General features: G+C 70.9%; 24 protein-coding genes and 1 tRNA gene. 21 read left to right on the forward strand and 4 right to left on the reverse strand.

The genetic code is table 11. From position 1 onward, the window contains the following. Positions 1-118 precede the first annotated feature (118 nt). Positions 119-2,074 carry an acetate--CoA ligase gene (gene acs, locus RH864_RS10430; RefSeq protein ID WP_310517486.1) on the reverse strand — a complete coding sequence of 652 codons (1,956 nt, stop codon included), beginning with the start codon at positions 2,072-2,074 and terminating at the stop codon, positions 119-121. Positions 2,075-2,665: 591 nt separating this feature from the next. Between acs and RH864_RS10435 the strand changes: the two genes are divergently transcribed. From RH864_RS10435 to RH864_RS10480, 10 genes are all read left to right on the forward strand, one after another. Then, positions 2,666-3,178, forward strand: coding sequence for a hypothetical protein (locus tag RH864_RS10435; protein WP_310517487.1), 513 nt, complete (start codon positions 2,666-2,668; stop codon positions 3,176-3,178). Positions 3,179-3,182: 4 nt separating this feature from the next. Then, the gene (locus RH864_RS10440) at positions 3,183-3,827 is read left to right on the forward strand and encodes a hypothetical protein (RefSeq protein ID WP_310517488.1); all 645 of its coding nucleotides are present in this window, start codon (positions 3,183-3,185) and stop codon (positions 3,825-3,827) included. A gap of 20 nt (positions 3,828-3,847) precedes the next feature. Beyond that, entirely contained in the window at positions 3,848-4,669 is an 822-nt protein-coding gene (locus RH864_RS10445; protein ID WP_310517489.1) for a hypothetical protein, read from the forward strand. A gap of 60 nt (positions 4,670-4,729) precedes the next feature. Then, positions 4,730-6,091: an MFS transporter gene (locus RH864_RS10450; protein ID WP_310517490.1), complete on the forward strand. Its 1,362-nt coding sequence runs from the start codon at positions 4,730-4,732 to the stop codon at positions 6,089-6,091. Beyond that, on the forward strand, positions 6,078-6,836 hold the full coding sequence (locus RH864_RS10455) for a MerR family transcriptional regulator (RefSeq protein WP_310517491.1): 759 nt from the start codon (positions 6,078-6,080) through the stop codon (positions 6,834-6,836). Before RH864_RS10450 ends, RH864_RS10455 begins: the two co-directional genes overlap by 14 nt. A gap of 167 nt (positions 6,837-7,003) precedes the next feature. Then, positions 7,004-8,053 carry a TadA family conjugal transfer-associated ATPase gene (locus tag RH864_RS10460; protein ID WP_310517492.1) on the forward strand — a complete coding sequence of 350 codons (1,050 nt, stop codon included), beginning with the start codon at positions 7,004-7,006 and terminating at the stop codon, positions 8,051-8,053. Continuing rightward, positions 8,050-9,234, forward strand: a complete 1,185-nt coding sequence (locus RH864_RS10465; protein ID WP_310517493.1) for a type II secretion system F family protein — start codon at positions 8,050-8,052, stop codon at positions 9,232-9,234. The genes RH864_RS10460 and RH864_RS10465 overlap by 4 nt, the downstream gene beginning before the upstream one ends. Positions 9,235-9,298: 64 nt before the next feature. Beyond that, positions 9,299-9,589: a DUF4244 domain-containing protein gene (locus tag RH864_RS10470; protein ID WP_310517494.1), complete on the forward strand. Its 291-nt coding sequence runs from the start codon at positions 9,299-9,301 to the stop codon at positions 9,587-9,589. Positions 9,590-9,605: 16 nt separating this feature from the next. Further along, positions 9,606-9,920: a TadE family type IV pilus minor pilin gene (locus tag RH864_RS10475; RefSeq protein WP_310517495.1), complete on the forward strand. Its 315-nt coding sequence runs from the start codon at positions 9,606-9,608 to the stop codon at positions 9,918-9,920. Beyond that, a complete protein-coding gene (locus RH864_RS10480; protein WP_310517496.1) occupies positions 9,920-10,552 on the forward strand; it encodes an Rv3654c family TadE-like protein in 633 nt (210 codons plus the stop codon). The genes RH864_RS10475 and RH864_RS10480 overlap by 1 nt, the downstream gene beginning before the upstream one ends. A 37-nt stretch (positions 10,553-10,589) precedes the next feature. Here the strand turns inward: RH864_RS10480 and RH864_RS10485 are convergent, their stop codons facing one another. Continuing rightward, a complete protein-coding gene (locus RH864_RS10485; RefSeq protein WP_310517497.1) occupies positions 10,590-10,826 on the reverse strand; it encodes a hypothetical protein in 237 nt (78 codons plus the stop codon). A gap of 60 nt (positions 10,827-10,886) precedes the next feature. Further along, a complete protein-coding gene (locus RH864_RS10490) occupies positions 10,887-11,531 on the reverse strand; it encodes a TetR/AcrR family transcriptional regulator (protein ID WP_310517498.1) in 645 nt (214 codons plus the stop codon). 81 nt (positions 11,532-11,612) lie between these two features. Here RH864_RS10490 and RH864_RS10495 point away from each other — a divergent pair, with 81 nt between their 5' ends. Beyond that, on the forward strand, positions 11,613-12,899 hold the full coding sequence (locus RH864_RS10495) for a glycosyltransferase (RefSeq protein ID WP_310517499.1): 1,287 nt from the start codon (positions 11,613-11,615) through the stop codon (positions 12,897-12,899). Here the strand turns inward: RH864_RS10495 and RH864_RS10500 are convergent. Beyond that, the gene (locus tag RH864_RS10500) at positions 12,880-13,344 is read right to left on the reverse strand and encodes a BphX family protein (RefSeq protein ID WP_310517500.1); all 465 of its coding nucleotides are present in this window, start codon (positions 13,342-13,344) and stop codon (positions 12,880-12,882) included. The genes RH864_RS10495 and RH864_RS10500 overlap by 20 nt on opposite strands. A 212-nt stretch (positions 13,345-13,556) precedes the next feature. On the opposite strand from RH864_RS10500, the gene topA reads away from it, so the two are divergent. The 10 genes from topA (at position 13,557) to RH864_RS10550 (ending at position 24,708) form a co-directional block, all read left to right on the forward strand. Continuing rightward, a complete protein-coding gene (topA, locus tag RH864_RS10505) occupies positions 13,557-16,334 on the forward strand; it encodes a type I DNA topoisomerase (protein ID WP_310517501.1) in 2,778 nt (925 codons plus the stop codon). Beyond that, complete coding sequence (gene tmk, locus RH864_RS10510; protein WP_310517502.1) at positions 16,331-16,951, forward strand: dTMP kinase; 621 nt, start codon at positions 16,331-16,333, stop codon at positions 16,949-16,951. Before topA ends, tmk begins: the two co-directional genes overlap by 4 nt. Positions 16,952-16,986: 35 nt before the next feature. After that, positions 16,987-18,216, forward strand: coding sequence for a DNA polymerase III subunit delta' (locus RH864_RS10515; RefSeq protein WP_310517503.1), 1,230 nt, complete (start codon positions 16,987-16,989; stop codon positions 18,214-18,216). After that, positions 18,213-19,736, forward strand: a complete 1,524-nt coding sequence (locus RH864_RS10520) for an alpha/beta hydrolase (protein ID WP_310517504.1) — start codon at positions 18,213-18,215, stop codon at positions 19,734-19,736. Before RH864_RS10515 ends, RH864_RS10520 begins: the two co-directional genes overlap by 4 nt. Positions 19,737-19,818: 82 nt before the next feature. Beyond that, a tRNA-Thr gene (locus RH864_RS10525) sits at positions 19,819-19,894 on the forward strand. Between the two features lie 178 nt (positions 19,895-20,072). Beyond that, positions 20,073-20,525, forward strand: a complete 453-nt coding sequence (locus RH864_RS10530; RefSeq protein WP_310517505.1) for a hypothetical protein — start codon at positions 20,073-20,075, stop codon at positions 20,523-20,525. A gap of 41 nt (positions 20,526-20,566) precedes the next feature. Then, positions 20,567-21,550, forward strand: a complete 984-nt coding sequence (locus RH864_RS10535) for a Gfo/Idh/MocA family protein (RefSeq protein ID WP_310517506.1) — start codon at positions 20,567-20,569, stop codon at positions 21,548-21,550. Between the two features lie 98 nt (positions 21,551-21,648). Beyond that, entirely contained in the window at positions 21,649-23,136 is a 1,488-nt protein-coding gene (locus RH864_RS10540) for a D-alanyl-D-alanine carboxypeptidase/D-alanyl-D-alanine-endopeptidase (RefSeq protein WP_310517648.1), read from the forward strand. A gap of 136 nt (positions 23,137-23,272) precedes the next feature. Beyond that, positions 23,273-23,878, forward strand: a complete 606-nt coding sequence (locus RH864_RS10545; RefSeq protein ID WP_310517507.1) for an isochorismatase family protein — start codon at positions 23,273-23,275, stop codon at positions 23,876-23,878. Then, a complete protein-coding gene (locus RH864_RS10550) occupies positions 23,875-24,708 on the forward strand; it encodes an alpha/beta fold hydrolase (RefSeq protein WP_310517508.1) in 834 nt (277 codons plus the stop codon). Before RH864_RS10545 ends, RH864_RS10550 begins: the two co-directional genes overlap by 4 nt. Positions 24,709-24,752: the final 44 nt, after the last annotated feature.

A 24,752-nucleotide genomic window follows, 5' to 3' on the forward strand; every position in this document is an offset into this window, starting at 1 on the left:
CGCGGCGTAGCCCTAAGCTCCTACTCGGCCAGTCCAACATCTGGGGACCAGTTCACGGCTCGCCGAGGCATCCGTTCGTGTCGTGGCTTCCGCCACCCGACCCGCCCGAGGCGGGGCGCTACCGGACCTGCTCGGTGATCGCGGTCATGACCGACGTGTCGGCGAGGGTCGTGGTGTCGCCGACCTGGCGGCCCTCGGCGAGGTCGCGCAGCAGGCGCCGCATGATCTTGCCGGAACGCGTCTTGGGCAGTTCGTTGACGATGAAGACCTGACGCGGGCGGGCGATCGCGCCGATCTGCGTCGCGACGTGGCGGCGCAGCTCTTCGGAGGCCTCGGTCGGGTCGTTCACGCGCGCGGCCTGGCTCGACTTCAGGATGACGAACGCGACGACGGCCTGACCCGTGGTCTCGTCGGCCGCGCCGACGACGGCGGCCTCGGCAGTCCAGGGGTGGGCGACGAGCGACGACTCGATCTCGGCGGTGGACAGGCGGTGGCCCGAGACGTTCATGACGTCGTCGACGCGGCCGAGCAGCCAGATGTCGCCGTCCTCGTCGCGTCGGGCGCCGTCGCCGGCGAAGTACTTGTCGCCGAACTTCTCCCAGTAGGTCTCTTTGAACCGCTCGGGGTCGCCCCAGATGCCGCGCAGCATTGACGGCCACGGCTCGGTGATGACCAGCAGGCCCCCGCCCTCGCCCTCGACGTGCTCGCCCTCGTCGGTGAGGATGTCGACGTTGACGCCCGGGATCGGCACCTGGGCGCTGCCGGGCTTGAGGTCGGTGACACCCGGGAGCGCCGAGATCATGATGGCGCCGGTCTCCGTCTGCCACCACGTGTCGACGACCGGGATCGAGCCGCCGCCGATGACGTGGCGGTACCAGATCCACGCCTCGGGGTTGATCGGTTCGCCGACCGAGCCGAGCAGGCGCAGGGAGCGCAGGTTGAACTCGTGCGGGATCTGACGGCCGGCCTTCATGAACGAGCGGATCGCGGTCGGCGCCGTGTACAGGATGCTGACCTTGTACTTCTCGACGATCTCCCACCAGCGGCCGGGGTGCGGCGTGTCGGGTGTGCCCTCGTAGAGCACCTGCGTCGCCCCGTTGGCGAGCGGGCCGTAGACGACGTAGGAGTGGCCCGTGATCCAGCCGACGTCGGCCGTGCACCAGTAGACGTCGGTCTCGGGGTGCAGGTCGAACACGTTCTTGTGGGTGAATGCGGTCTGGGTGAGATACCCGCCGCTCGTGTGCAGGATACCCTTCGGGTTTCCGGTCGTGCCGCTCGTGTAGAGGATGAACAGCGGGCTCTCCGCGTTGAACCCCTGCGCCTCGTGCTCAGCGCTCGCGTTGGCGACGGTGTCGTGCCACCACAGGTCGCGGCCCTCGCTCCAGGCGATGTCGTTCTCGCCGCGCTTCACGACGAGGACGTGCTGGACTGTGCCGCCCTCGGCCTTCTCGAGGGCCTCGTCGACGACGGGCTTCAGGGGGAAGACCTTGCCCTTGCGGTAGCCGCCGTCGGCCGTGATCACGAGCGAGGCCTCGGCGTCGTCGATGCGGCTCGCGAGGCTGTCGGCGCTGAAGCCGCCGAACACGACCGAGTGGATCGCACCGATGCGGGCGACCGCGAGCATCGAGACGACGGCCTCGGGAATCATCGGCAGGTAGATCGCGACCCGGTCGCCCTCGCCGACGCCGAGCTCGGTGAGCGCGTTCGCCGCGCGCTTGACCTCTTCGGTGAGTTCGGCGTAGGTGATGTCGCGCGAGTCGCCGGGCTCACCCTCCCAGTGGATCGCGACGCGGTCGCCGAGACCGCGCTCGACGTGCCGGTCGAGGCAGTTGTAGGCGACGTTGAGCTCGCCGTCGGCGAACCACTTGGCGAACGGCGGGTTGGACCAGTCGAGCGTCTGCGTGAACGGCTTGGTCCAGCTGAGCAGCGAATTGGCCTGGTCGGCCCAGAATGCGAGCCGGTCGGCGGATGCGTCGTCGTAGAGCTGGCCGCTGGCCACCGCTTGCGCGGCGAACTCGGGGCTCGGGCGGAAGCGCCTGATCTCTTCGAGGGCGTGATCGATCTGAACGTTCATCGTGGTCCGGTCGCTCCTTCGCGCGTGTGGATCAATTGGGTTCGCCTGCCCTCCAGCACTGTAGCGCTCCCGTGCGACATGACCGATTCGGTGTCGACGCGCCGCGACGCACAGCTCGCCGAGCAACCGCTCTCATGCCCGTCACACTGTGGAAGTTCACCCCTCGACTGAGCGATTCCAGAGAGAAAACTGTGTGTCCGCACAAATGAGGACAGAATGTACTTGCGCATAGAAGTGGAACCCCTACACTGAGAACCGCCCGAACCTTCGTTTCGAGGCCTGCGACGTCCTGGATTCCCCCCAATCCAGCGTTGCCGAGGCGGCACCTGTTCCCCCCAATGGGTGCCGCCCCCTTCTTTTAACGTGCGGCGCTGATCTCGCGTTCGCGTTCGCGTTCGCGTGTGGCTCGCTCTACCGCGTTGGAAGTCGAAAAGTGGGTTCGCCGCCCGGCAGGGCACGCTTCCATCCCACTTTCCGACTTCCAACGCGAGGCGCGTGAGTGGTGTGGATAACTCGGAACGCCTGCGCCCGCCGAGGCGTACGGTGCCAGCCATGCCTTTCAGTGTCCGCACCCGAATCGGGTTCGTCCTCGTGGCCGCCGCAACACTGACTCTGGTCGGGTGCAGTCCGCCTTCACCCGGCGGGCGGCCGACCGAGACCGTACGGCAGTCGGCGTTCTCATCGCTCGATGAGGTGTTCGAGGCGGCGGTAGCGGCCTACCAGGACTACATCGACCTCTGGAATCAGATCGCGGCGGAGGGCGGTGCCGATCCGGAGCGGATCGCGAGCGTGATGGAAAGCGAAGAAGCCGCGGCGGAGGACATCGCGGTCTTCGAGGGGCTCGTGGCCGAAGGGGTGCGGATCAGCGGTCCGATCGCGTTCCACAATCCACGACTGGTGCACTACCGGGACGGTGTCCCGCAGATCCAGGTCAATGCCTGCTTCGACCGCTCCCGTGCACGGCTCGTCGACCGGGAGGGCAACGATGTCACGTCGCCCACGCGAGAAGAACGGATTCCCCTGAAGATCACATTCGCCATCACGGAGTCGGGGTCCGTCGTCGTCTCCAGGAGCCAAGAATGGAAACGCCCCGGCATCTGCTAGCGGTGTGCTGCTCGTGGTCGATGTCAGCCCTGCGACGTCGTCGAGTGTGGATAACTCTGAACGTGTGCGCGACGTGAGGGGTACGGTGCCAGCCATGCGTCCCAGGGTCCTCGTGCGAATCGGAATCGCTCTCGGCGTGACCGCTGCCTTGATGCTGTCTGGCTGTAGCCCGGCTCCGCCGGAGCCGAGGCCATGGCCCACGAAGACCGTGAGGGCACCGGCGTTCGGCTCGCTCGATGAGGCGTTCGAGGCGGCGGTGGCGACGTATCAGCGCTACACCGACCTTTGGAATCAGATCGCGGCTGAGGGCGGCGCTGCTCCGGAGCGGCTTCTTGACGTTATGGAGGACAACGAGCTGGCAGCTGAGGAGTTCGAGTTCTTCGAAGGCCTTACGGCGAGGGGCTGGCGAGTCTCCGGTCCCATCACTTTCGCCAAGACCCGGCTGGTCCAATACCAAGACGGCGTCGGGCTCATCCAAATTTACGCGTGCTCAGATCTCTCGGGCGCTCGGCTCATCGACGGCGGCGGCAACGATGTAACTCCTGAACGCGAGGAGCAAGTGCCGCTCATGTTGACCTTCAGCATCGAACGTCCGGATTCCGTCTTGCTATCGAAGAGTGACCTATGGGATCGTCCCGGCGTGTGCTAATCGTCACAGCGGTTGCTTCCGTGGCGATCTTCGCGAGTGGGGAATTCGGCGCGGCTCATGGGCAAAGTAGCCTCTGCAGCATAGGCAGCGCTTTTTCCGGTACGTGCAACGGGAGCATCGAGCCCGACATCTCGAATGGTGGTGTTAATCTCGGCGCGGAGGAGACACGCAGAGGTGCGCCTGCAGGAAGCGCTCAGGCGCCGCGCTTCAACGGAGGAGCGAGCAACTGGGCTGCGGGGCGTGGACTCATCGGCGGCCGGAGGTTCGGGGACTCGTGTTCGCCGGAACTGGGTTGTGGCACGCTCGAGCCCCTGCCTTCGGGTGCACCGGCTGAGCCCGAGGCATCCGTTGCCGAGGTGACGATACGTGATGTGGCGTCGTTTGCGCCGGGGCCGGTGGCGGATGAGATGGAGCCGGGGTGGGGGATCGCGGTGCGGCGGTTGCCGGCGAACTTCATCAGTGGCGCGACCGAGCAGGTCGTGGAGGGGATGCTGTTGGGGCGGCCGGCGGCGGTGCGGTTCACGCCGGTCGGGTTCGGGTGGGACACCGGCGATGGCGGCCGGGTGGAGGCGTCGACGGCGGGTGCGACGTGGGAGCGGCTGGGTCAGAAGGAGCTCACTGACACGGCCACGAGTCACCGGTACGAGGAACGTGGCTTCTACGACGTACAGCCGACCGTGACGTATGCGGCCGAGTACCGGTTCGACGGCTCAGCGTGGATCCCGATCGTCGGCACCCTCGACGTCGCAGGAGCGCCGTACCGGGTGCGGGTCGTGACTGTGGAGACGCGACTGACCCGCGGCGACTGCATCCGATACCCGAACGACCCCGGCTGCAGGTGACCAGGCGATTTCTCCGACGCGCTTGACCCCGCCCTAACGTCACGGTTTCGACTGGGACGCATGAAGCTCATCCCGGTCGCGTATCTCGCGTCATATCTGCTGTCTCTGCTGGGCAACTCGATCGCGGGCGTCGCGCTGCCGCTGATCGTCTTGCAGGTCACGGGCAGCGTGCTCGGCGCGGGGACCGTGGCCGCGGCGACGGCGATCCCGGCGGTGCTCGCGGGGCTTCTGATGGGCGTCGTGATCGACCGGATCAACCGGCGGACGTCGTCGGTGATCACCGACCTCGTCTCGGCAGCGTCGATCGCGGCCCTTCCGCTCATCGATCTGATCTCCGGCCTGAACCTCGGCTGGTTCATCCTGTTCGGGGTGATCGGCTCGCTCGGCGATGTGCCCGGAATGACGGCCCGGGATGCGCTGCTCCCAGCGATCGTCCGGCACAGCGGGATGGCGGCCGAGCGGCTCATGGGCATCAGGGAGGCGCTCGGTGCGGTCGCCCTGCTGCTGGGACCGGCGGCGGCCGGGACGCTCATGGTGCTCTTCGACGGTTCCACGGTCCTGTGGATCACGGCGGCGACCTCGCTGGTCGCGGCGCTGCTGACCCTGCTCATCCCGCACCGCGTCGGCACGATCGTGACGGCCGACGGCGTGACGGTCGACGGCTCCACGGCGACGGCTGCGACGACTGCGACGACTGCGACGACTGCGACGACGCCGACCGGCTCCGGGTGGCGCCAGCTCCGCGACGGCTGGCGGGTGCTGTTCCGCAGCCGCTTCCTGCTCGCCACCACGATCCTCAGCCTCGCGTCGGTGCTGGTGCTCGCGTCTCTGCAGGGGCTGATCCTGCCGGTCTACTTCACGGTCGTCGGGCAGCCGGGGATGCTCGGCTTCGTCCTCACCGCGCTCGCCGGCGGGTCGCTCATCGGCGGCGTGATCTACGCCTCGGCGGGGGCGCGCGGACGCAGGCGTGTGTGGTTCCTCGCCGGGCTCCTCGGAACCACGCTCGGATTCGGGATCATCGCCGCGCTGCCGTCGGTGTGGGTCGTGTTCGCGGGGGCGTTCGTGGTCGGGTTCGCCAGCGGGCTGTTCGGCAGCCTGATCGGGGTCCTCATGATCGAGCGCATCCCCGAGCAGATGCGCGGTCGGATCATGGGGACGCAGAACGCGATCATGACCGCGGCCCCGTCGCTCGGGATCGTCGCCGCCGCGGTGCTCACGGAGTACGCGGGCGTGAACCTCGCCGCGGTGATCCTGTGCGCGTCGTGGCTGTTCGCGCTCGCGCTGGGCCTGTTCGCGCGTTCGCTGCGTAACCTGGAACCCCGGATCGACCGCGCCGACACTGGAGACACCGAGCCCGCATCCGCGGGGACCCGGCGCGTGGGGGATGACGAGATGGCGGTGGTTCGCGATGCACAGCGGTGAGCTTGCGCGACTCGCGGGGGTCACGGTCCGCGCGCTCCGCCATTACCACCAGGTCGGCGTGCTCGCCGAGCCCGAGCGTCGCAGCAACGGCTACCGCGAGTACGACGTGCAGGACCTGATCCGCGTGCTGCGCATCAAACGGCTCGCGTCCGTCGGGATCCCGCTCGAGCGCATGCCCGACCTGCTGGACGACTCCGGTGAGGATGCGGGCGAGCTCCTCGACGAGCTGGACGCGGAGCTCGCCGGCCAGATCGATCGTCTCTCCAGGCAGCGCGAGCTGATCGCGCGGTTGCGCGATCACGACGCGGCTCCGGATGTCCCTCCCGAGCTCGCCCCGTTCCTCGCCGTGTTCGCCGGGACGGGGCTCCCGCCCGACCTGCTGAGGATGGACCGCGACCAGTCCATCCTCCTGGCCCACCTCGCGGGCGACGACGGCATGCCGCAGCTCACGGCGTTCTACGGCCGGCTCAGCGACCCCGAGCTCGCACCGGCGGTCGCGGCGATCTCCGAACGGTTCGCCCGGCTCGGTCCCGCCAGCACCGACCAGGAGATCACCGACCTGGTCGAGCGCTTCGCGACCACGTTCGCCGGGATCGTCGAGGACCACGGAGCATCCGATTCGCCCATGGATCTCGCCATGAACGCGACGATCTTCTCGGAGTACGTGACCGGCATGCTGAACGAGGCGCAACGGCGCGCGCTCGACGAGGTCGAGCGCCGGTTCGGCGAGGTCGGCGGGGCGTAGCCCGGGTCCGACCGGGTCGAGCGCGTCGCGCGTGCCGAGCGCGCGTGGCGCGCGGTCGTCTGCGTGGCTCGGACGGTTCCTCCACAGGTCGCCGGCTGCCGGGGGCATTGCGCAGATTCGCGCGAGAGCCGTCGCTCGGGCGGGCCCCGTCCATACGCTGCTGACCCATGACCACCCCGTTCGTCGCGACCCCGTCGTGGGAGACGCCTCCGCCGGAACCGGTCGAGCCGGGGCGGGCGGCGCCGGCGCGCGCGTTGCCGTTCGGGCCGATCGAGCGGGCGGCGCCCGCCCGGTCCGACGAGTACGAGGTGCTGGGCCCGCTCGCGCCGTTCGCGGCGTCGGGTCCGGTCACCGACCTGTTCGTCAACGGTGATGCCGGGCTCTGGATCGACCGCGGCACCGGGCCCGAGATCGATGCGAGCTGGTCGGCGACGGAGGCCGAGGTGCGTCAGCTCGCGGTGAAGCTCATCGCGCGCGGCGGCCGGCACATCGACGAGGCGACGCCGGCGGTCGATGTGCGGTTGGGGCGGGGCATCCGGGTGCATGCCGTGCTGCCGCCGATCTCGGCGGCGGGCACGGCTATCTCGATCCGCATTCCGCGGCCGGGCGGGTTCTCGCTCGCGGCGCTCGCGCGTGCCGGCATGTTCTCGGGCGACCACGATCGGGCGCTGCGTGACGCGGTCGCCGCGCGACGCAATGTGCTTGTGACGGGTGCGGGCGGCACCGGCAAGACGACGTTGCTCGCGGCGTTGCTCGGCGAGGCATCGGCGGGCGAGCGCATCGTGGTCATCGAGGACGTCGCCGAGCTCGATGTCGCGCACCCGCACCTGGTGCGCCTCGAGGCGCGCCAGCCGAACCTCGAGGGCACCGGCAGGGTCGGGCTCGACACGCTGCTGCGGGAGGCGCTGCGCATGCGGCCGGATCGACTGGTCGTCGGCGAATGCCGCGGAGCCGAGCTGCGCGAGCTGCTCGCGGCATTGAACACGGGGCACGACGGGGGTGCGGGCACGCTGCACGCCAACTCGGTCGACGATGTGCCCGCGCGGCTCGAGGCCCTGGGCTCGGTCGCCGGCATGTCGGTCGACGCGGTGGCCAGGCAGGCGGTCAGTGCGTTCGACCTCGTCGCGCACCTCGAGCGACGTGACGGGGTGCGCCGGCTTGCCGGGCTGGGGCGGTTCTGCCTCGACCGCGACCGGCTGGCGGTGGAGACACTGTGATCGGCGGAGGCCTTCGCGCCCTCGCGGCCGCGCGGCGCGTGCGCGACGACGTCGCCGCGGTCGATGCGGTCGCGGGTGTGGCCGAGCGGCTCGCGGTGCTCATGTCGGCGGGCGTGCCCGCGTCGGCCGCGTGGCGGCATCTGGCGGCGGATGCTCTGGCCGACCCTGTGCTCGGCGCTGCCGCCCTCGCCGCCGAGGAGGGCGAGCCGATCGCTCCGGCGCTCGCGGCCGCGATCGCGGAATCGGCGGAGGCGCTTACGGGTCGCGGCCGGCGGCGGGTGCGTGCCATGCGCGCACTGCGCGCGGCCGGGAATGCCGCCGCAGTGGGCACGACGGAGGCGGCGGGCGGGACAGGCGCGATGCGCACGGGGCGCGATGTGATCGGGGGCCGCACAACGGAGGCATTGGGCACTTCAGTCGTTGGCGGCGGGGCGGCGCCGGAGCGCGATGCGGTGCGCGCGTCGGCGTGGGCGGCGGTCGCGGCGGCGTGGGCCGTGGCGAGCGAGACGGGTGCGCCGCTCGCCGCGAGTCTGCGTGACCTCGCGGCCTCGCTCCGCGACGATGCGCAGCTGAGGCGCGAGGTCCGGGCGGCGCTCGCCGGTCCGAAGGCGAGCGCGAAGCTCGTCACGCTGCTGCCCGTGGTCGCCGTGGTCTTCGGCGTCGTGCTCGGGTTCGACACCGCGCGCGTGCTGCTCGGCAATCCGCTCGGCTGGGTATGCGTCGTGATCGGCTCGGCGTTGCTGTGGGCCGGTGCTCGATGGAACCGGGCCCTCGCCGCACGCGCCGCACCGCCGAGCGCCTCGCCCGGGCTCGAGCTCGACCTGCTCGCCATCGCGATGTCGAGCGGGACCTCGGTCGACGGTGCGCTCTCCATCACCCGGCGGGCCGTCGGCACGCACCTGCCCGGTGCGGACGACTCCGACCGGCACGCGACCGACCGCGACATCGCCGCGACCGTGCGCATCGCGACCCAGGCCGGCGCGCCGGTCGCCGAGCTGCTGCGGGCCGAAGCCCACCGGCACCGGCGGGCAGCGCGAGCCGAGGGTGCGGTCCGGGCGGCCGCGCTCAGCGTGCGCCTCATGATCCCGCTCGGGGTGTGCATTCTGCCGGCGTTCGTGCTGCTCGGCGTCGCGCCCCTCATGATCTCGGTCGTCACCGGCACCCTCGGCGGTGTCGCATGACGACCATTCGACTCGTGCCCCTCCCCGGGCCGCTGCGCGGCCCCGACCGAAAGGAACCCACTCCATGTCAGAACCCATCTCACCGGCACCGCCCGGCGCTCGGCTTGCCGGGCCTCGCGCGGCCGGCTCACCTCTCGGCATCGCCCCGCAGCACCCAGCCGGCCACGGATGGGTCGCCCGCGCGAGACGCGGGCTCCGTCGGCTTTCGGGCGAGCGCGGCGCCGCGACCGCGGAGTACGCCGTGGCGACCATGGCGGCCGTCGGGTTCGCCGGGCTGCTCGTCGTGCTGCTCCGCGGCGACGAGGTGCGCGGCATCCTCACCGAGCTCGTGCGGAATGCGCTCACCGTGGGCTGACCGTCAGCGGGGGAGTGTGACCGCGGAGCTCGCGGTTGCACTTCCCGCGGTCGCCCTCGTGCTCGCGCTCTGTCTCGGGGCGGTGCACGTCGTCGGGCGGCAGGTGCGGCTGACCGACGCCGCGGCCGACGCCGCCCGTGCGCTCGGGCGCGGCGAGAGCCCCGCCGTCGCGCACGGCATCGCCGACCGCGTCGCCGGGGGCGGCACGCAGCTCTCGACGACGCAGGAGACGCCGCTCATCTGCGCCACCGTCACCGGGAACGGCGGCGCCGGCGTGCTCGGGGTGATCCCGCTGCGGGCCGAGTCGTGCGCGGTCGCCGGAGGCGGCTGATGCTGGGCAGACGGAGCGTGCGCATGCCCGGCCGGCGGCCGGCGGGGTGGGGCGTGCCGATGGCCGGATGGCGACGCGCGACGAATCCGGAACGGACGGCACGCGCGGAGCGCGGCTCCGGCTCGGTGCTCGTGCTCGCGATCGTCGGAGCCGTGCTCGCGTTGACGGCCGGGCTGGTGCCGCTGCTCGGCGTCTTCGTGCACTCGCAGGTCGCGGCGAACGCGGCAGATGCCGCCGCGCTCGCCGCAGCCGACGCGTTGGCCGGAGCCGTGCCCGGCGTGCCGTGCGAACTCGCCGAACTCGTGGCCCGCCGCCACGGCACCCGGCTGGTCTCGTGCGACGGCGCCGGCGCCGAGGCATCCGTCTCGGTCGCGGCGCGCGTGCTCACGTTCGAGATCACCGCGCGGGCGCGCGCGGGCCCGCCCGAGTCCCGCGATGACCTGGCCGAGGCGCGCGCGGGCCCGCCCGAGCCCTGCGATGACCTGGCCGAGGCCCGCGCAGGCCAGTGGGGCCCACCCGAAGCCCGCGCCGGCTCGGCCGAGGCGCGCGGGCCCCCGAGGTCCGACGGCGTCGCGCCCGGCGTCTCGCGGGCTCGACTGAGGCTCGCGCCAGCTAGCCAGCTAGCCAGCTAGCCAGCCAGCCAGCCCTGACGCGCCCCCCGGGAACGGCTCAGTCGAAGACGGTCTCGATGAATCGGTATTCGACGGCGCTCGGCTTCGACGAGCCCGCGCTGTCGAACTCGAGGCCGCCGCCGCGCGAGTAGATGTAGCGTTTGCCCGCCTCGGCCTTCAGCGTGATCTGCGGCTGCGGATCACCCGTGCTCGAGAAGCTCGTGGCGACAGTCTTGCCCTCGAGCGGTCCATCGATCAACTTGGCCGTGTAGGAGCCGGCAGATGACGTGTCCATGCGGTCATTCTCCTCCGCGCACCAGAGATCGCAAGCGATCCTCACCATCGGCGTCGTGCGTCATCGAGGTGTGGGGCGCCAACGCTCCAGGAGGCCGAGCATCGTGACCTCGAGCCAGCGGCGGTACGTCTCCTCGCTCCACCCCGACCGGGTCACGAAGAAGGCGTAGGTCTCGGGCCCGACGAGGTGGTTCAGCTCGTCGGTGGCCTGTTCGACCTCGCCGGATCGGAGCATCCCGCGTTGCTCGAGCCACTGCGCCGCGAGCCCGATGTCCGAGCGACGTCGGCGGTCGAGGTCGGCGACGGCTTCCGCGGCCAGTGCGTCCGTCTCGGCCGCGACGGTCATGGCCCGGACGAGCCCGGCCGTTCGGGTGTTGGCCTGCGCGACGTAGTCGAGCCAGCCGTTCATGGCGTCGATCGGGTCGGCGCGCGACATGATCTCCGCCATCGCGGGCCGCTCGCTGAGGCTGTGCGTTCCCTCGTCGCCCGCGAACTCACGCTCGAACGCCGAGATGAGCAGTGCCGCCTTCGGGCCGGCGAGGTGGACGGACTGCACCGACACCTCGGCCTCGGTGGCGATGTCCTTCATCGTGGTCGCGGGATACCCCTCGTGCGAGAACAGCTTCGCCGCCGCGTCGAGGATGGCCGACCGGGTGCGCTCGGCGTCCGCCTGTCGTCGCGGCGACGAATAGCTTCGCGGCGTCACGTACCCTCCCGATATGGTTAGAGTTCAATTCTAACGAATGTTGAATCACACGACTGCCGGATCTCACGAATGGACTGCGCCGTGGCCACCTATCTTCTCGCCTCGAATCCGATCCACGGCCACGCCGGCCCGATCGTGCAGGTCGCGCGCCATCTCGTCGGCGAGGGGCACCGGGTCACGCTCATCACGGGAAGCCGGTTCCGCGACCACGCGGAGGCCGCCGGCGCCGACTTCATCCCGCTGCAGGGCTCCGCGGACTACGACGACCGTCTTCCCGACACCTACCTCCCGGAGCGTGAACGGTACCGGGGCGTCGCGCGTGCGCAGTACGACATCCGCACGATCTTCGTCGAGACCATCCCCGACCAGTACCGCACCCTGCAGCAGGCGATGACGGCGGTCGACCCGGACGCCGTGCTCGTCGACGGCGCGTTCGGTGGCGCGCTGCCGCTCATGGCGAAGACGACCCGGCGCCCGCCCGTCGTCGCGCTCGGGGTCACTCCGCTCACCCAGTCCTCACGCATGCTCGGGCCGCACGGCATGGCGCTGCCGCCGGCGACCGACGCGATGGGGCGTGCCCGGTACGCCGCGATGAACGCGCTCGCGAAGGGCGTGATCTTCCGGCCGACGCAGCGGGCCGGGGTTCGCGCGTTCGCCGCGTGCGGCGCGCGCCTCGACGGGTTCGTCATGGACGCCTCCCGGCGATTCGACCGCTTCCTGCAGGCGGGTCCGGCGAGCCTCGAGTACACCCGCCCCGATCTCGACGCCAACGTCAGCTTCGTCGGCGTGCTGCCCCAAACCGGCGTTCCCGGCCCCACTCCCGAGTGGTGGCACGAGCTCGACGGCCGCCGGCCCGTCGTGCACGTCACGCAGGGCACCATCGACAACCACGACTACGGGCGCCTCGTCCGTCCGACGCTCGAGGCGCTGGCCGACCGCGAGGTCACCGTCGTCGTCACCGCAGGCGGCCGGCCCGTCGAAGCCGTCGGCGCGGTGCCGGCGAACGCCCGGGTCGAGCGCTATCTCTCGTACGACGAGCTCCTGCCCCGCACCGACGTCTTCATCACGAACGGGGGCTTCGGCGGCGTCCAGGCGGCGCTCGCCGCCGGAGTTCCGCTGGTCGTGGCCGGCGACACCGAGGACAAGCCCGAGGTGGCGGCCCGTGTGGCCTGGACGGGCGCCGGGATCGACCTCAAGACCGGCGTGCCGACCCCCGACGCGGTTCGGCGCGCCGTCGACGCCGTGCTCTCCGACGGCTCATATCGCGCCCATGCCCGGCGCATCGCCGCCGACAGCGCCGGGCATGACGCGTTGCGTGAGATCTCGGATCATCTGGAGCGCACGCAGGTCAGGTCGCACGCCCGCTGACGGCCGGCTCGTGCGTCGCGGACGACCGGATCGGCCCCTTCGCGCCCCGCGACGCGGCCCGGAGGGCGAGGAGCCCGGTCACGATGATCGCGGTGTGCAGCGCGATGAACGCGAGCATCGCGCCGAGCGGATAGCCCGCCGCGATCATGTAGACGTCGTCGAGCACCCCGCGCACCGCGGAGAGCCCGATCGCGAGCCACGCGAGGATCCGGCTCTGACCAGGGCGGAACGACGCGACCACGAGGAAGACGCCGAGGATGATCAGGTCCAGGCCGAACAACAGCATGTAGTCGAGGAACCCGCGATACGCCGCGCCGCCGATCGGGGCGTCCCAGCCGGGAATGCTGAGCTCGAGCCGAGCCGCATTGAGGAATGGCAGCCACATGATCCCGAGGACGATGTTGACCAGCCCGACGACACGGAACCACCACGTGAGAAATTTCATAGGTTGATTGTCTATTGATTAGAGACATGCGTCAATGAAATTCTCGCCGAGAATTCCGCATGCCTCGTCCACACCCGCGACGCCGCAGAACAGGTGCAACTCGGCTCGACTGTGTATCGTGTGGCTGTCACCGGCATGTTGCCCGGTGATGGCACGCTGCCCGGGGGTGCGGCTCGCGCACATCCCCGTGTTGGAAGAAATTTGAGGAGCCTGTGGCAGGCACGAAGAAGTTGGTCATCGTCGAGTCGCCGACGAAGATGAAGTCGATCGCGCAGTACCTCGGCGACGGCTACCAGGTGCTGTCGTCGGTCGGGCACATCCGCGACCTGATCGAGCCCAAGAACCTTCCGGCCGAGCTCAAGAAGGGCTCGCTCGGCAAGTTCTCCGTCGACGTCGAGAACGGCTTCGAGCCCTACTACGTCGTCTCCGATGCCAAGAAGAAGACCGTCGCCGAGCTCAAGCGGGCCCTCAAGGACGCCGACGAACTCCTGCTCGCCACCGATGAAGACCGCGAAGGCGAAGCGATCGCGTGGCACCTCCTGCAAGAGCTGAAGCCCAAGGTCCCCGTCCGCCGCATGGTCTTCCACGAGATCACGAAGGACGCGATCCTCGCCGCGAAGGACCACACGCGCGAGCTCGACACGTCGCTCGTCGACGCGCAGGAGACCCGCCGCATCCTCGACCGGCTCTACGGCTACGAGGTGTCGCCCGTGCTCTGGCGCAAGGTCGGCCCTGGCCTGTCGGCCGGCCGGGTGCAGTCCGCCGCGACCCGCCTCGTCGTCGACCGTGAGCGCGAACGGCTCGCGTTCGTCCCTGCCTCGTACTGGGACCTGATCGCCCGGTTCGCGGGTGAGGGCAGCTCGTTCGAGGCCCGGCTCGTCCGGGTCGCGGGCGACCGCGTGGCCACGGGCCGTGACTTCGACGACCAGGGCCGTCTCAAGAGCAAGGCCGCCGTCCTCGACGAGCCGACCGCGACCGCGCTCGCCGCGGCGCTGCGCGACGACACGGTCGCCCGCCGCGTGTCGAAGGTCGAGTCGAAGCCGTACTCGCGGCGTCCCGCCGCGCCGTTCACGACCTCGACGCTCCAGCAGGAGGCGGCGCGCAAGCTGCGCCTGTCCGCGCGGGACACCATGCGGGTCGCGCAGTCGCTGTACGAGAACGGGTACATCACCTATATGCGTACCGACTCGTCGTCGCTGTCGCAGCAGGCCATCAAGGCGGCGCGCGACCAGGCGACGAAGCTGTACGGCGCCGACTCGATCCCCGAGAAGCCGCGCACCTACGCCGGCAAGTCGAAGAACGCGCAGGAGGCCCACGAGGCCATCCGCCCGTCGGGTGACGTGTTCCGCACTCCCGCGTCCGTCGAGGGCCAGCTCCGCGGCAGCGAGTTCAAGCTCTACGACCTGATCTGGAAGCGCACGGTCGCCTCGCAGATGGCCGACGCCAAGGGGCACACCGCGACGGTCACGATCGCGGTCGGCCCGACCGCGGCCGACGCCGCCGCACCCGAGGCGCCCACGGCGCCCGTGGCCGGCACCATCGCCGAGTTCACGGCCAGCGGCACCGTCATCACGTTCCGCGGGTTCCTCGCCGCCTATGAAGAAGGCCGCGACGAAGAGCGCAACGCCGACGACGCTCCCGGCGAGGCCAAGCTGCCGCCGCTCGAGGAGGGCCAGAGCGTGGCGCTCGACGAGCTCGAGGCCAAGGGGCACGAGACGAGCCCGCCGCCGCGGTACACCGAGGCGAGCCTCGTCAAGCGCCTCGAAGAGCTCGGCATCGGGCGTCCGTCGACCTTCGCGTCGATCATCTCCACGATCCTCGACCGCGGCTACGTGTCGCAGCGCGGCCAGGCGCTCGTGCCGAGCTGGACCGCGTTCTCCGTGGTGCGCCTCCTCGAGGAGCACTTCGGCGACCTCGTCGAGTACGACTTCACCGCCGAGATGGAGGACGACCTCGACCGCATCGCGTCGGGCGAGGCGGACCGGGTCGACTGGCTCAACGAGTTCTACTTCGGCGGCGACAAGCACAAGGGCCTGCGCAAGATCGTCGACAACCTCGGCGAGATCGACGCGCGCGAGATCAACTCGGTCGAGGTCGCGCCCGGCATCACGCTGCGGATCGGCAAGTACGGCCCCTACCTCGAGCAGGTCGACGAGGCTGCCGGGCCGGATGCCACGCCCAAGCGCGTGAACCTCCCCGAGGGCCTCGCGCCCGACGAGCTCACGGCCGAGAAGGCCATCGAGCTCGTCGAGGCACCGGTGCAGAGCGATCGCGTGCTCGGCACGAACCCCGAGAACGGCAAGCAGATCGTCGTGAAAGACGGGCGATTCGGCCCCTACGTCACCGAGCTCGAACCCGAGCCCGAGGCATCCGTCGACGCCGCGACCGGCGAGGTCACCGAGCCCGCGAAGCCCAAGCGGGGCACCAAGAAGGCCGCTGCGCCGAAGCCCCGCACGGCGTCGCTGTTCAAGACGATGCAGATCGAGGAGATCGACCTGCCGACGGCGCTCAAGCTGCTCGACCTGCCGCGCGTGGTCGGCCTCGACCCCGAGTCGGGCACCGAGATCACCGCGCAGAACGGCCGGTACGGTCCCTACCTGAAGAAGGGCACCGACACCCGCACGCTGCCGAGCGAGGACGCGATCTTCGAGATCGACCTCGCGGGAGCGCTCGAGCTGCTCAGCCAGCCCAAGTACGGCGGGCGTCGCGAGTCCAGCGCCCTCAAAGAGTTCGAGGCCGACCCCGTGAGCGGCAAGCCGGTCAAGGTGAAGGACGGCCGATTCGGGCCCTACGTCACCGACGGGACGACGAACGCGACCATCCCGCGGGGTGAGAACGTCGAGGACCTGACCTTCGAGCGCGCGATCGAGCTCCTGCAGATCAAGCGCGACAAGGGCCCGGCGCCCGCGCGCGGGAAGCGCGGCACGACCAAGAGCACCGCGAAGAAGCCCGCGGCGAAGAAGGCGGCGCCGAAGAAGAGCTCCGCGTGACGCGCGGGCTCTTCATCACCCTCGAGGGGGGCGACGGGTCCGGCAAGTCGACGCAGGCGGAGCTGCTCCGCGAATGGCTCACCACCGAGGGCCAGACCGTCGTGCGTACGCGCGAACCGGGCGGAACCGACGTGGGCCTGGAGATCCGTGAGCTCGTGCTCCACCATCGCGGCGACATCTCGCCGCGGGCCGAGGCCCTGCTCTACGCCGCCGACCGCGCCCATCACGTCGCCACGCTCGTGCGCCCCGCGCTCGCGCGCGGCGAGGTGGTCGTGCAGGACCGCTACCTCGATTCATCCGTCGCGTATCAGGGGGCCGGGCGCGTGCTCGACCCGGGCGAGGTGCGAAGCCTCTCCGAGTGGGCCGCCGAGGGGCTGCTGCCCGACCTCACCGTGCTCCTCGACCTGGACTCGAGCGCCGCACGGGCCCGCCTCGACGTCGCCCGCACCCGGTACGACCGGCTCGAGGCCGAGGCATCCGAGTTCCACGACCGCGTGCGCAGCGCCTATCTGGCGCTCGCGGACGCGGAACCCGGGCGATTCCTCGTGATCGACGCGAGCCGCTCGGTCGACGAGATCGCGGGCGCGATCCGCGAGCGGGTTCGCGGGCTCCTCTGAGCTTCGCGTCAGGGGAGCCGGGTACCGTGATGGGCGTGACGGTGTGGAGCGAGCTGACTGGCCAGGACACGGCGATCGCCATCTTCCGGCAGGCCGCCGCCGCGTCGGTCGCGTCGCCGGCATCGGCGTCGGGTGGGGCGGATGCCTCGGCCGGGGCGGATGCCTCGCCGGCGCCCTCGGCGCAGCAGATGACGCACTCGTGGCTCATCACGGGCCCGCCCGGGTCGGGCCGCTCCAACCTCGCCTACGCGTTCGCGACGGCGCTCATCTCGGGCGACCCCGACGGCGACGAGGCCACGCGCATCCAGGTCGAGGCGCGCAGCCATCCCGACCTGCATGTGCTCTCCACCGAGGGTGTGATCATCCGTGTGCACGACGTGCGTGAGATCGTCCGTCGCTCGCACTACGCGCCATCCGTCGGTCGGCACCGCGTGATCATCGTCGAAGACGCCGACCGCATGACCGAGCACACGTCCAACGTGCTGCTCAAAGAGCTCGAAGAGCCGCCCGAGCGCACCGTCTGGCTGCTCTGCGCGCCGAGCGACGCCGACCTCATCCCGACCATCCGTTCGCGCGTGCGCACCGTACGTCTGCAGGTGCCGTCGATCGACGACGTCGCCGGGCTCCTCATCAGGCGCGACGGGGTCGATCCGGTCGTGGCGGAGCGCGCCGCGCGCGAGGCGCAGAGTCACATCGGCATGGCGCATCGGCTCGCCACGAGCGATGAGGCCCGCAGCCGGCGCGAAGAGACCCTGCGGCTCACGCTCGGGGTGCGTTCGGCGTCGGGTGCGGTGCGTACCGCGGCCCGGCTGCTCGAGATCGCGGGCGACGACGCGAAGGCGATCACCGAGCTCCGCGACGCCGAAGAACGCGAACACGCGCTCCGTTCGCTCGGCCTGAGCCCCGGGCAGGCGGTGCCGCCCGCGCTCCGCGCCCAGATGAAGGCCCTCGAAGACGACCAGAAGCGTCGCGCGACGCGCAGCCTCCGCGATGGCATCGACCGCATCCTCGTCGACCTCGCGTCGCTCTTCCGCGACGTGCTCGTGCTGCAGCTCGACGCCGACGTCGCGCTCGTCAACCGCGAGCTCGAGTCCGAGCTGCGTGCCGCCGCGGCATCCGCCACGCCGGCCGACTCGCTCGCGACGCTCGACGCCATCCAGGAGGCGCGCACCCGCATCGAGGGCAACGTGCAGCCCGTGCTCGCGCTCGAAGCGATGCTCGTGTCCGCGATCCGGCGACCAGATCACGAACGGGGGGCCGCATGAGCCGGCGGTCGGTGAAGCAGTCCGTGCTCGCGGTGCTGGCGGCGAGCGCGCTGCTGCTGAGCGCGTGCGTGCCCGGTTCGCCGCCGTCGCGCACGTCGACGCCGACCGGAGAGTCCGTCTCGCCCGAGCTCGAGCCGTTCTACTCGCAGGTGCTCGAGTGGGAGGACTGCGGCGACGGCATGCAGTGCACGACGGCGACGGCGCCGCTCGACTGGGACGACCCCGCGGCGGGTGAGGCCGAGCTTGCGCTCGTCCGGCACTCCGCGACCGGTGACCGCATCGGCTCGCTGCTCGTGAACCCCGGAGGTCCGGGCGGGTCGGGGTACGACTTCGTGGCGAGCTCGCTCGACTTCGCGGTGGGGAAACCGCTGCAGGAGCGATTCGACGTGGTGGGGTTCGATCCGCGCGGGGTCGGCCGGTCGTCGGCCGTGTCCTGCGTCGATCCTGCGCAGATGGACGAGTACCTGTACGGCATCCCGGAGGCGCCGCGCGGCAGCGACGCGTGGATCGAAGAGATCCGGGCGGGCAATGCCGAGTTCGGCGCGGCGTGCGAGGCCCGTACGGGAGAACTGCTCGCGAACGTCGACACGGTGAGCGCGGCTCGCGATCTCGATCTGCTGCGCGCCGTGCTCGGCGACGAGAAGCTGAACTATCTCGGGTACTCGTACGGCACGTTCCTGGGCGCCACGTTCGCCGAGTCGTATCCCGAACACGTGGGCCGGCTCGTGCTCGACGGTGCGCTCGATCCAACTTCGAGCGAGAGCGACGTCACGAGGGCGCAGGCGGTCGGCTTCGAGCACGCGCTCCGTGCGTATCTCGAAGACTGCCTGACCGGCGAGGAGTGCCCGTTCACCGGCAGCGCCGACGAGGCGATGGCCGAGATCTCGGAGCTGCTCGCCTCGGTCGACCAGAGTCCGCTGCGGGGAACCGACGGCCGGCAGGTCGATGCCGACGCGCTGATCACGGCCATCATCTTCCCGCTGTACAGCCCCGACCGGTGGCCGTATCTCACCCAGCTCTTCACCTCGGTCCAGTTCGGAGACGCCGACCTCGCGCTGCAGCTCGCCGACGCGTACAACGGCCGCAACCCCGACGGCACGTATCTCGACAACTCGACCGAGGCGTTCGCCGCCATCAACTGCCTCGACTACGAGTACCAGAGCGATGTGAGCGTCATGCGCGAGAAGGCGGCGGAGGTCGCTGCGGCGGCCCCCGTGATCGGCCCGTACTTCGGGTACGGCGACCTCGGCTGCATCGACTGGCCGGCGCAGAGCACCGCCGACCGGGCGCCGATCCATGCCGAGGGTGCTGACCCGATCCTCGTCATCGGCACGACCGGCGACCCGGCGACGCCCTACGAGTGGTCGGTCGCGCTCGCCGACCAGCTCGACTCGGGCGTGCTCGTGACGTACGAGGGCGAGGGGCACACGGCGTACAACAAGTCGAACCAGTGCGTCTCCGACGCGGTCGAGCGCTATCTCATCGACGGCACCGTGCCCGACAACGGCCTCACCTGCTGATCGCTCGGCGGGTGGTCAACCGCCGGGGAAAAACACGCTAGTATTGGTGCTCGTGCCACGGACGCCTCGGGGTCCGGGCCACGCCGCCTTAGCTCAGTCGGCAGAGCGATTCACTCGTAATGAATAGGTCGTCGGTTCGATTCCGACAGGCGGCTCCATCACGAAAGCCCTTCCTTCCGGAGGGGCTTTCGTCGTTCCGGGTGTCACTGACGCGTCCTCCCCAGGGCGGGCCGGCGTTCGGCGATCCACCACTCTGAGAAGACCTCGTCTCGGCGCGAGCAGCGGGGCTACATTTTTTCGCGCGGGCGCTGGGCCCGTCTCGGAGAGGACCTGTTGATGAAGAGCATTCGACGCCCGGCCGCGGTCGGCGCGCTGATGACGACGGCCGCTGCGGCGGCGACGCTGGCGGGCGCGCCGGCTGCGGCGGCCGCGGAGGGCGGCGATCCTGAACGCATCAGGATCGAGGGGGAGTGGCGGTCGATCGCGCCCGGTGAGACGCAGTACGTCGATGAGGTGCGCTGCCCCGGCAGCCACCCGTACGTGTTCAACGAGCTGTACGGCGGCCGGCCGTGGCTCCTGACGCCGGGCGTCGAGGTGCTGGTCGACGGTGGGCGATCCGGTGAGCTCGCGGTGGACATCCGCTCCGTTCTCACGAGGCTCGAGGACGCGACCGTGACCGGCATCGGGCCGGCCGAACGCAACCGCATCACGTGGGACCGCGCGGGCGAGTCTGCGACGTACCGCGTCGACGTGCACTGCACCTCCGACGAGCAGGATTCGTATGCGTGACGCGAGGCGCACGGGCGCCCGCGGGCCCTAGGCTGGCCCGTATGACGGATCGACTGCGCTGGGGCATCCTGGCCACGGGCGGCATCGCCCACGCGTTCACGAGCGACCTCAAGCTCAACGGGTTCGACGTCCGGGCGGTCGGTTCGCGCACCCAGGGCTCGGCCGACGCGTTCGCGGCCGAGTTCGACATCCCGACGGCGTACGGCAGCTACGAGCAGCTCGCCGCGGACCCCGAGATCGACGTGATCTACGTGTCGACCCCGCACCCGTTCCACGCCGAGGGTGCGACGCTCGCGCTCGAGGGCGGCAAGCACGTGCTCGTCGAGAAGGCGTTCAGCCTGAACGAGGCCGAGGCGCGCCGCGTCGCCGACCTCGCCGCCTCGAAAGGCCTGCTGGTGCTCGAGGCGATGTGGACGCGGTATCTGCCGCACATGGTCCGCATCCGCGAGATCATCGCCGAGGGCACGCTCGGCGAGCTGCGTACGTTGATCGCGGACCACACGCAGAAGCTGCCCGACGACCCCTCGCACCGGCTCAACGCGCTCGAGCTCGGTGGCGGCGCGCTGCTCGACCTCGGCATCTACCCGATCTCGTTCGCGTGGGACCTGTTCGGCAAGCCCTCGACCATCCAGGCGACGGCGACGTTCAAACCGACCGGCGCCGACGCGCAGATCGCGACGATCTTCGGCTACGAGGGGTCGCGCATCGCGCTGACGCTCTCCGCGAGCGACGCCCGCGGTCACGACACCGCCACCATCGTCGGCACCGAGGCCCGCATCGACATCGACGACGTCTGGTACACGCCGACGACGTTCCGCGTGGTGTCGTACGACGGCAGCGTGCTCGAGGAGTACCGCTCGGAGGTCAATGGCCGCGGCATGCAGTTCCAGGCCGCAGCGCTCGAACGCCTCGTCGCCGAGGGCAACCTCGCGGGCGACATCCTGCCGATCGAGGAGACCGTCGGCATCATGGGCACGCTGGACGCTATCCGCGAGCAGATCGGACTCCGCTACCCCGGGGAGTGACCGGCGAGTGGCCCCGGGCGTCACCGAACGAGTCACCAGGCGAGTCAGCAGGCGGTGCCCGGCGCTCGTCCAAGATCGGCTCGTACAATGCCCAGGTGATGCAGGGTGAGGGGAGCGGCGAGGCGACGCCGAAGGACCGGGCTGCTCACGCGACGCAGGCCGGCACATTCGTCTCCCGGGTGACCGGCACCGCGCGCCGGCATCGGCTGCCGCTCGCCATCGTCGGCGCGAGCCTCGCGCTGGTGCTGCTCGGCACCGGAGCCGTCTTCGCGGGCACCTGGACCGCGGCGCCTAGCGCGAGCGACACCGTGACCGTGGCCACGACCCCCGCGCCGACGCCCACCGCCCGGCCGGCTCGCCCCGCGCCCGCGGCCGAGGTGGCGGCGAGCCGCATCCGCACCTGCTCGGTCGCCGACCGGGCCGCTGACCCGCGGCTGGCGAGCCTGCAGGCACAGGTCATGAACGCCGCGACGGGCGAGGTGCTCTACGACCGGGGCGGCACGACGGCCTCGCGCACCGCGAGCGTCATGAAGGTGCTCACCGCGGCCGCCGCGCTCTCGGTGCTGGGGCCCGAGTTCCGCACGACGACCACGGTCGTGAAAGGCGCCGAGCCCGGCTCGGTCGTGCTCGTCGGCGGCGGCGACGTCACGCTGTCGCGCACGCCGAGCGGAACCGAGACCGTCTACCCGGGGGCCGCGCACCTCGACGACCTGGCCGCGCAGGTGCGTGCGGCCTGGGAAGCGGACCCCGCGAACCCGCCGCTCACGAAGCTGATCCTCGATGCGAGCGCCTTCAGCGGACCCGAATGGCACGACAGCTGGGACACGGTCGAACGCGACCTCGGCTACATGTCGCCGATCACGGCGCTGCAGGTCGACGGCGACCGCGACGACCCTGGCGCGAACACCTCGGCGCGCAGCACCGACCCGATCGGCCGCGCGGGGGACGCGTTTGCGAACGAGCTCGGCGGGATCTCGGTCGTCGAGCGCGGCACCGCCCCCGCTGGAGCCCAGCAGCTCGGTCAGGTCGCCTCGCCGACCGTCGCGCAGCTCGTCGACAAGGCGCTCGTCGTCTCCGACAACACCGTCGCCGAGATGCTCGCGCGACTCGTGGCCATCCAGACCGGCGCCGGCAGCTCGTTCGACGCGATCAACGCGGGCGTGCTGCAGGGCCTCGCGGCGTACGGCGTCGACACGACCGGCGTCCACGTCGTCGATGGGTCCGGCCTGTCCGACTTCAACGCGGTCCCGCCGTCCTACCTGACCCGCCTCTTCGTGAAGATCAACGCCCGCGAGGGCGACCTCGGCGTGCTCATGGACGGGCTGCCGGTCTCGGGTCAGCGGGGCTCGCTCTCGTACAGCGACCGGTTCGCGGGCGACAACGCGGTCGCCGATGGTGCCGTGTCGGCCAAGACCGGCTGGATCGAGACGGGCTACACCCTCTCCGGGGTCGTCCGTGCGCAGGACGGGGCGACGCTCACCTTCGCGATCTACGCGCTCGGCGACGTGACCGACGAGGCGAAGCAAGCGATCGACACCCTGACGACCGGGTTCTACCTCTGCGGCGACAACCTCGGCAACGGCTGACGCGGCCACGAGGCATCCGTCACCCGGACCGCGTCGGGACCGCGTCATCTCGTCGGGCATCCGTCTCAGACGCGGGCGATCTGCCCCCGGCGCGCTCAATAGCGACCAGAATGGGAGTGAGGGAAGGATGATCAGCATGACTCGGGCGCTCATGATCGTGGACGTGCAGAACGACTTCACCGAGGGCGGAGCGCTCGGCGTCGTGGGCGGCGACGCCGTCGCGCGTGGGGTCTCCGACCTGCTCGCGGCGCACCGCGGCGAGTACGGCGTCGTCATCGCGTCACGCGACTGGCACGACGCCGACAACGACAACGGCGGCCACTTCGCGGGCGAGGACACGGACCCCGACTTCGTCGAGACCTGGCCCGACCACTGCGTCGCGGGCACGCGCGGCGCCGAATACCACCCCGACTTCGACCATTCGGGCGTCGACGTGCACATCCGCAAAGGACAGGGCGAGGCCGCCTACTCGGCCTTCGAGGGCGTCGCCGACGACGGCCGCACCGTCGCGCAGATCCTCGACGACCACGGTGTGACCGAGGTCGACCTCGTCGGCATCGCGACCGACTACTGCGTCCGCGCGAGCGGGCTCGACGCCGTCGAACACGGACGGCACGTGCGCATCTTCACCGACCTCATCGCGGGCGTCGCGCCCGAGAGCAGTGAGGCGGCGCTCGCCGAGCTCGCGCACGCCGGCGCGGTGCTCGCCGAGTCGTCGGCGCTCGGCGCAGCACCGGCGTGAGGTGGGCCGGGGCGCCGGAGGCGCCCGTCCTGTACGCCGACAGCGCCGACGGCACGCTCATCGCCTACCGCGTGCACGGGCCCGCGTCGCCGGAGACGGGTGGCCCGGGGCCAGCGGATGCCTCGGGTCGGGCGGATGCCTCGGGGCGAGCGGATGCCGCTCCGCCGGTGCTGCTCGTCCACGGCTTCGCATCCACGGCCCGGGTGACCTGGGAGGGCACCGGGTGGGTGCGTGCGCTCACGCAGGCCGGCCGCACCGTGGTCACGGTCGATCTGCGTGGGCACGGCGAGAGCGACAAGCCGTCCGAGGCATCCGCCTACCGGCCTGAGCGGCTCGGCGACGACCTCGTCGCCGTCCTCGACAGCGCGGCCATCGAGCGGGTCGACGTCGTGGCGTACTCGATGGGCAACCGGGTGCTGTCGGCGTTCGCGACGGCCGCCCCCGAGCGGCTGCGGCGCGCCGTGATCGGCGGAGCCGGGCCGAACGAGCTGTTCGCGTCGTGGGACCTCGATCAGGTGCGCGGGCTGCTTCTGCGCGACGAGGCACCCGCCGACGCCCGCATCGCCCAGGTGCTGCGCACCGCGCTCGACTCGGGCGCCGATCGCGGCGCGCTGCTCGCGTGCGTCGAGGGCGTGGCGGGGACGCCGCTCAGCCTCCCGGTCGAGCTCCCGGTGCGGTTCGTCGCCGGTGAGCTCGATCGGGTGCCCGACGGGGTCGAGGCGTTCGCCGCCGCGCGGGGGAGCGAGGTGGTCCGCATCGCCGGCCGCGACCACGTGTCGACGCTCACGAGCCGCGAGTTCAAGACCGCGGCGCTCGACTTCCTCGCCTGACCCGGCCCGATCCGCGCCCGCCCCGCGTTCGGCTACGAACCCAG

The organism is Agromyces aerolatus, from assembly GCF_031432255.1.
In the GTDB taxonomy this organism is placed as follows: domain Bacteria; phylum Actinomycetota; class Actinomycetes; order Actinomycetales; family Microbacteriaceae; genus Agromyces.

Excerpts from the sequence above, each read along its gene's own strand:
- acs (WP_310517486.1), bottom strand. The coding sequence starts at position 2,074 with ATGAACGTTCAGATCGATCACGCCCTCGAAGAGATCAGGCGCTTCCGC.
- RH864_RS10450 (WP_310517490.1), top strand. The coding sequence starts at position 4,730 with ATGAAGCTCATCCCGGTCGCGTATCTCGCGTCATATCTGCTGTCTCTG.
- RH864_RS10455 (WP_310517491.1), top strand. The coding sequence starts at position 6,078 with ATGCACAGCGGTGAGCTTGCGCGACTCGCGGGGGTCACGGTCCGCGCG.
- RH864_RS10460 (WP_310517492.1), top strand. The coding sequence starts at position 7,004 with ATGACCACCCCGTTCGTCGCGACCCCGTCGTGGGAGACGCCTCCGCCG.
- RH864_RS10470 (WP_310517494.1), top strand. The coding sequence starts at position 9,299 with ATGTCAGAACCCATCTCACCGGCACCGCCCGGCGCTCGGCTTGCCGGG.
- RH864_RS10480 (WP_310517496.1), top strand. The coding sequence starts at position 9,920 with ATGCTGGGCAGACGGAGCGTGCGCATGCCCGGCCGGCGGCCGGCGGGG.
- RH864_RS10485 (WP_310517497.1), bottom strand. The coding sequence starts at position 10,826 with ATGGACACGTCATCTGCCGGCTCCTACACGGCCAAGTTGATCGATGGA.
- RH864_RS10500 (WP_310517500.1), bottom strand. The coding sequence starts at position 13,344 with ATGAAATTTCTCACGTGGTGGTTCCGTGTCGTCGGGCTGGTCAACATC.
- RH864_RS10520 (WP_310517504.1), top strand. The coding sequence starts at position 18,213 with ATGAGCCGGCGGTCGGTGAAGCAGTCCGTGCTCGCGGTGCTGGCGGCG.
- RH864_RS10530 (WP_310517505.1), top strand. The coding sequence starts at position 20,073 with ATGAAGAGCATTCGACGCCCGGCCGCGGTCGGCGCGCTGATGACGACG.
- RH864_RS10535 (WP_310517506.1), top strand. The coding sequence starts at position 20,567 with ATGACGGATCGACTGCGCTGGGGCATCCTGGCCACGGGCGGCATCGCC.
- RH864_RS10540 (WP_310517648.1), top strand. The coding sequence starts at position 21,649 with ATGCAGGGTGAGGGGAGCGGCGAGGCGACGCCGAAGGACCGGGCTGCT.
- RH864_RS10545 (WP_310517507.1), top strand. The coding sequence starts at position 23,273 with ATGACTCGGGCGCTCATGATCGTGGACGTGCAGAACGACTTCACCGAG.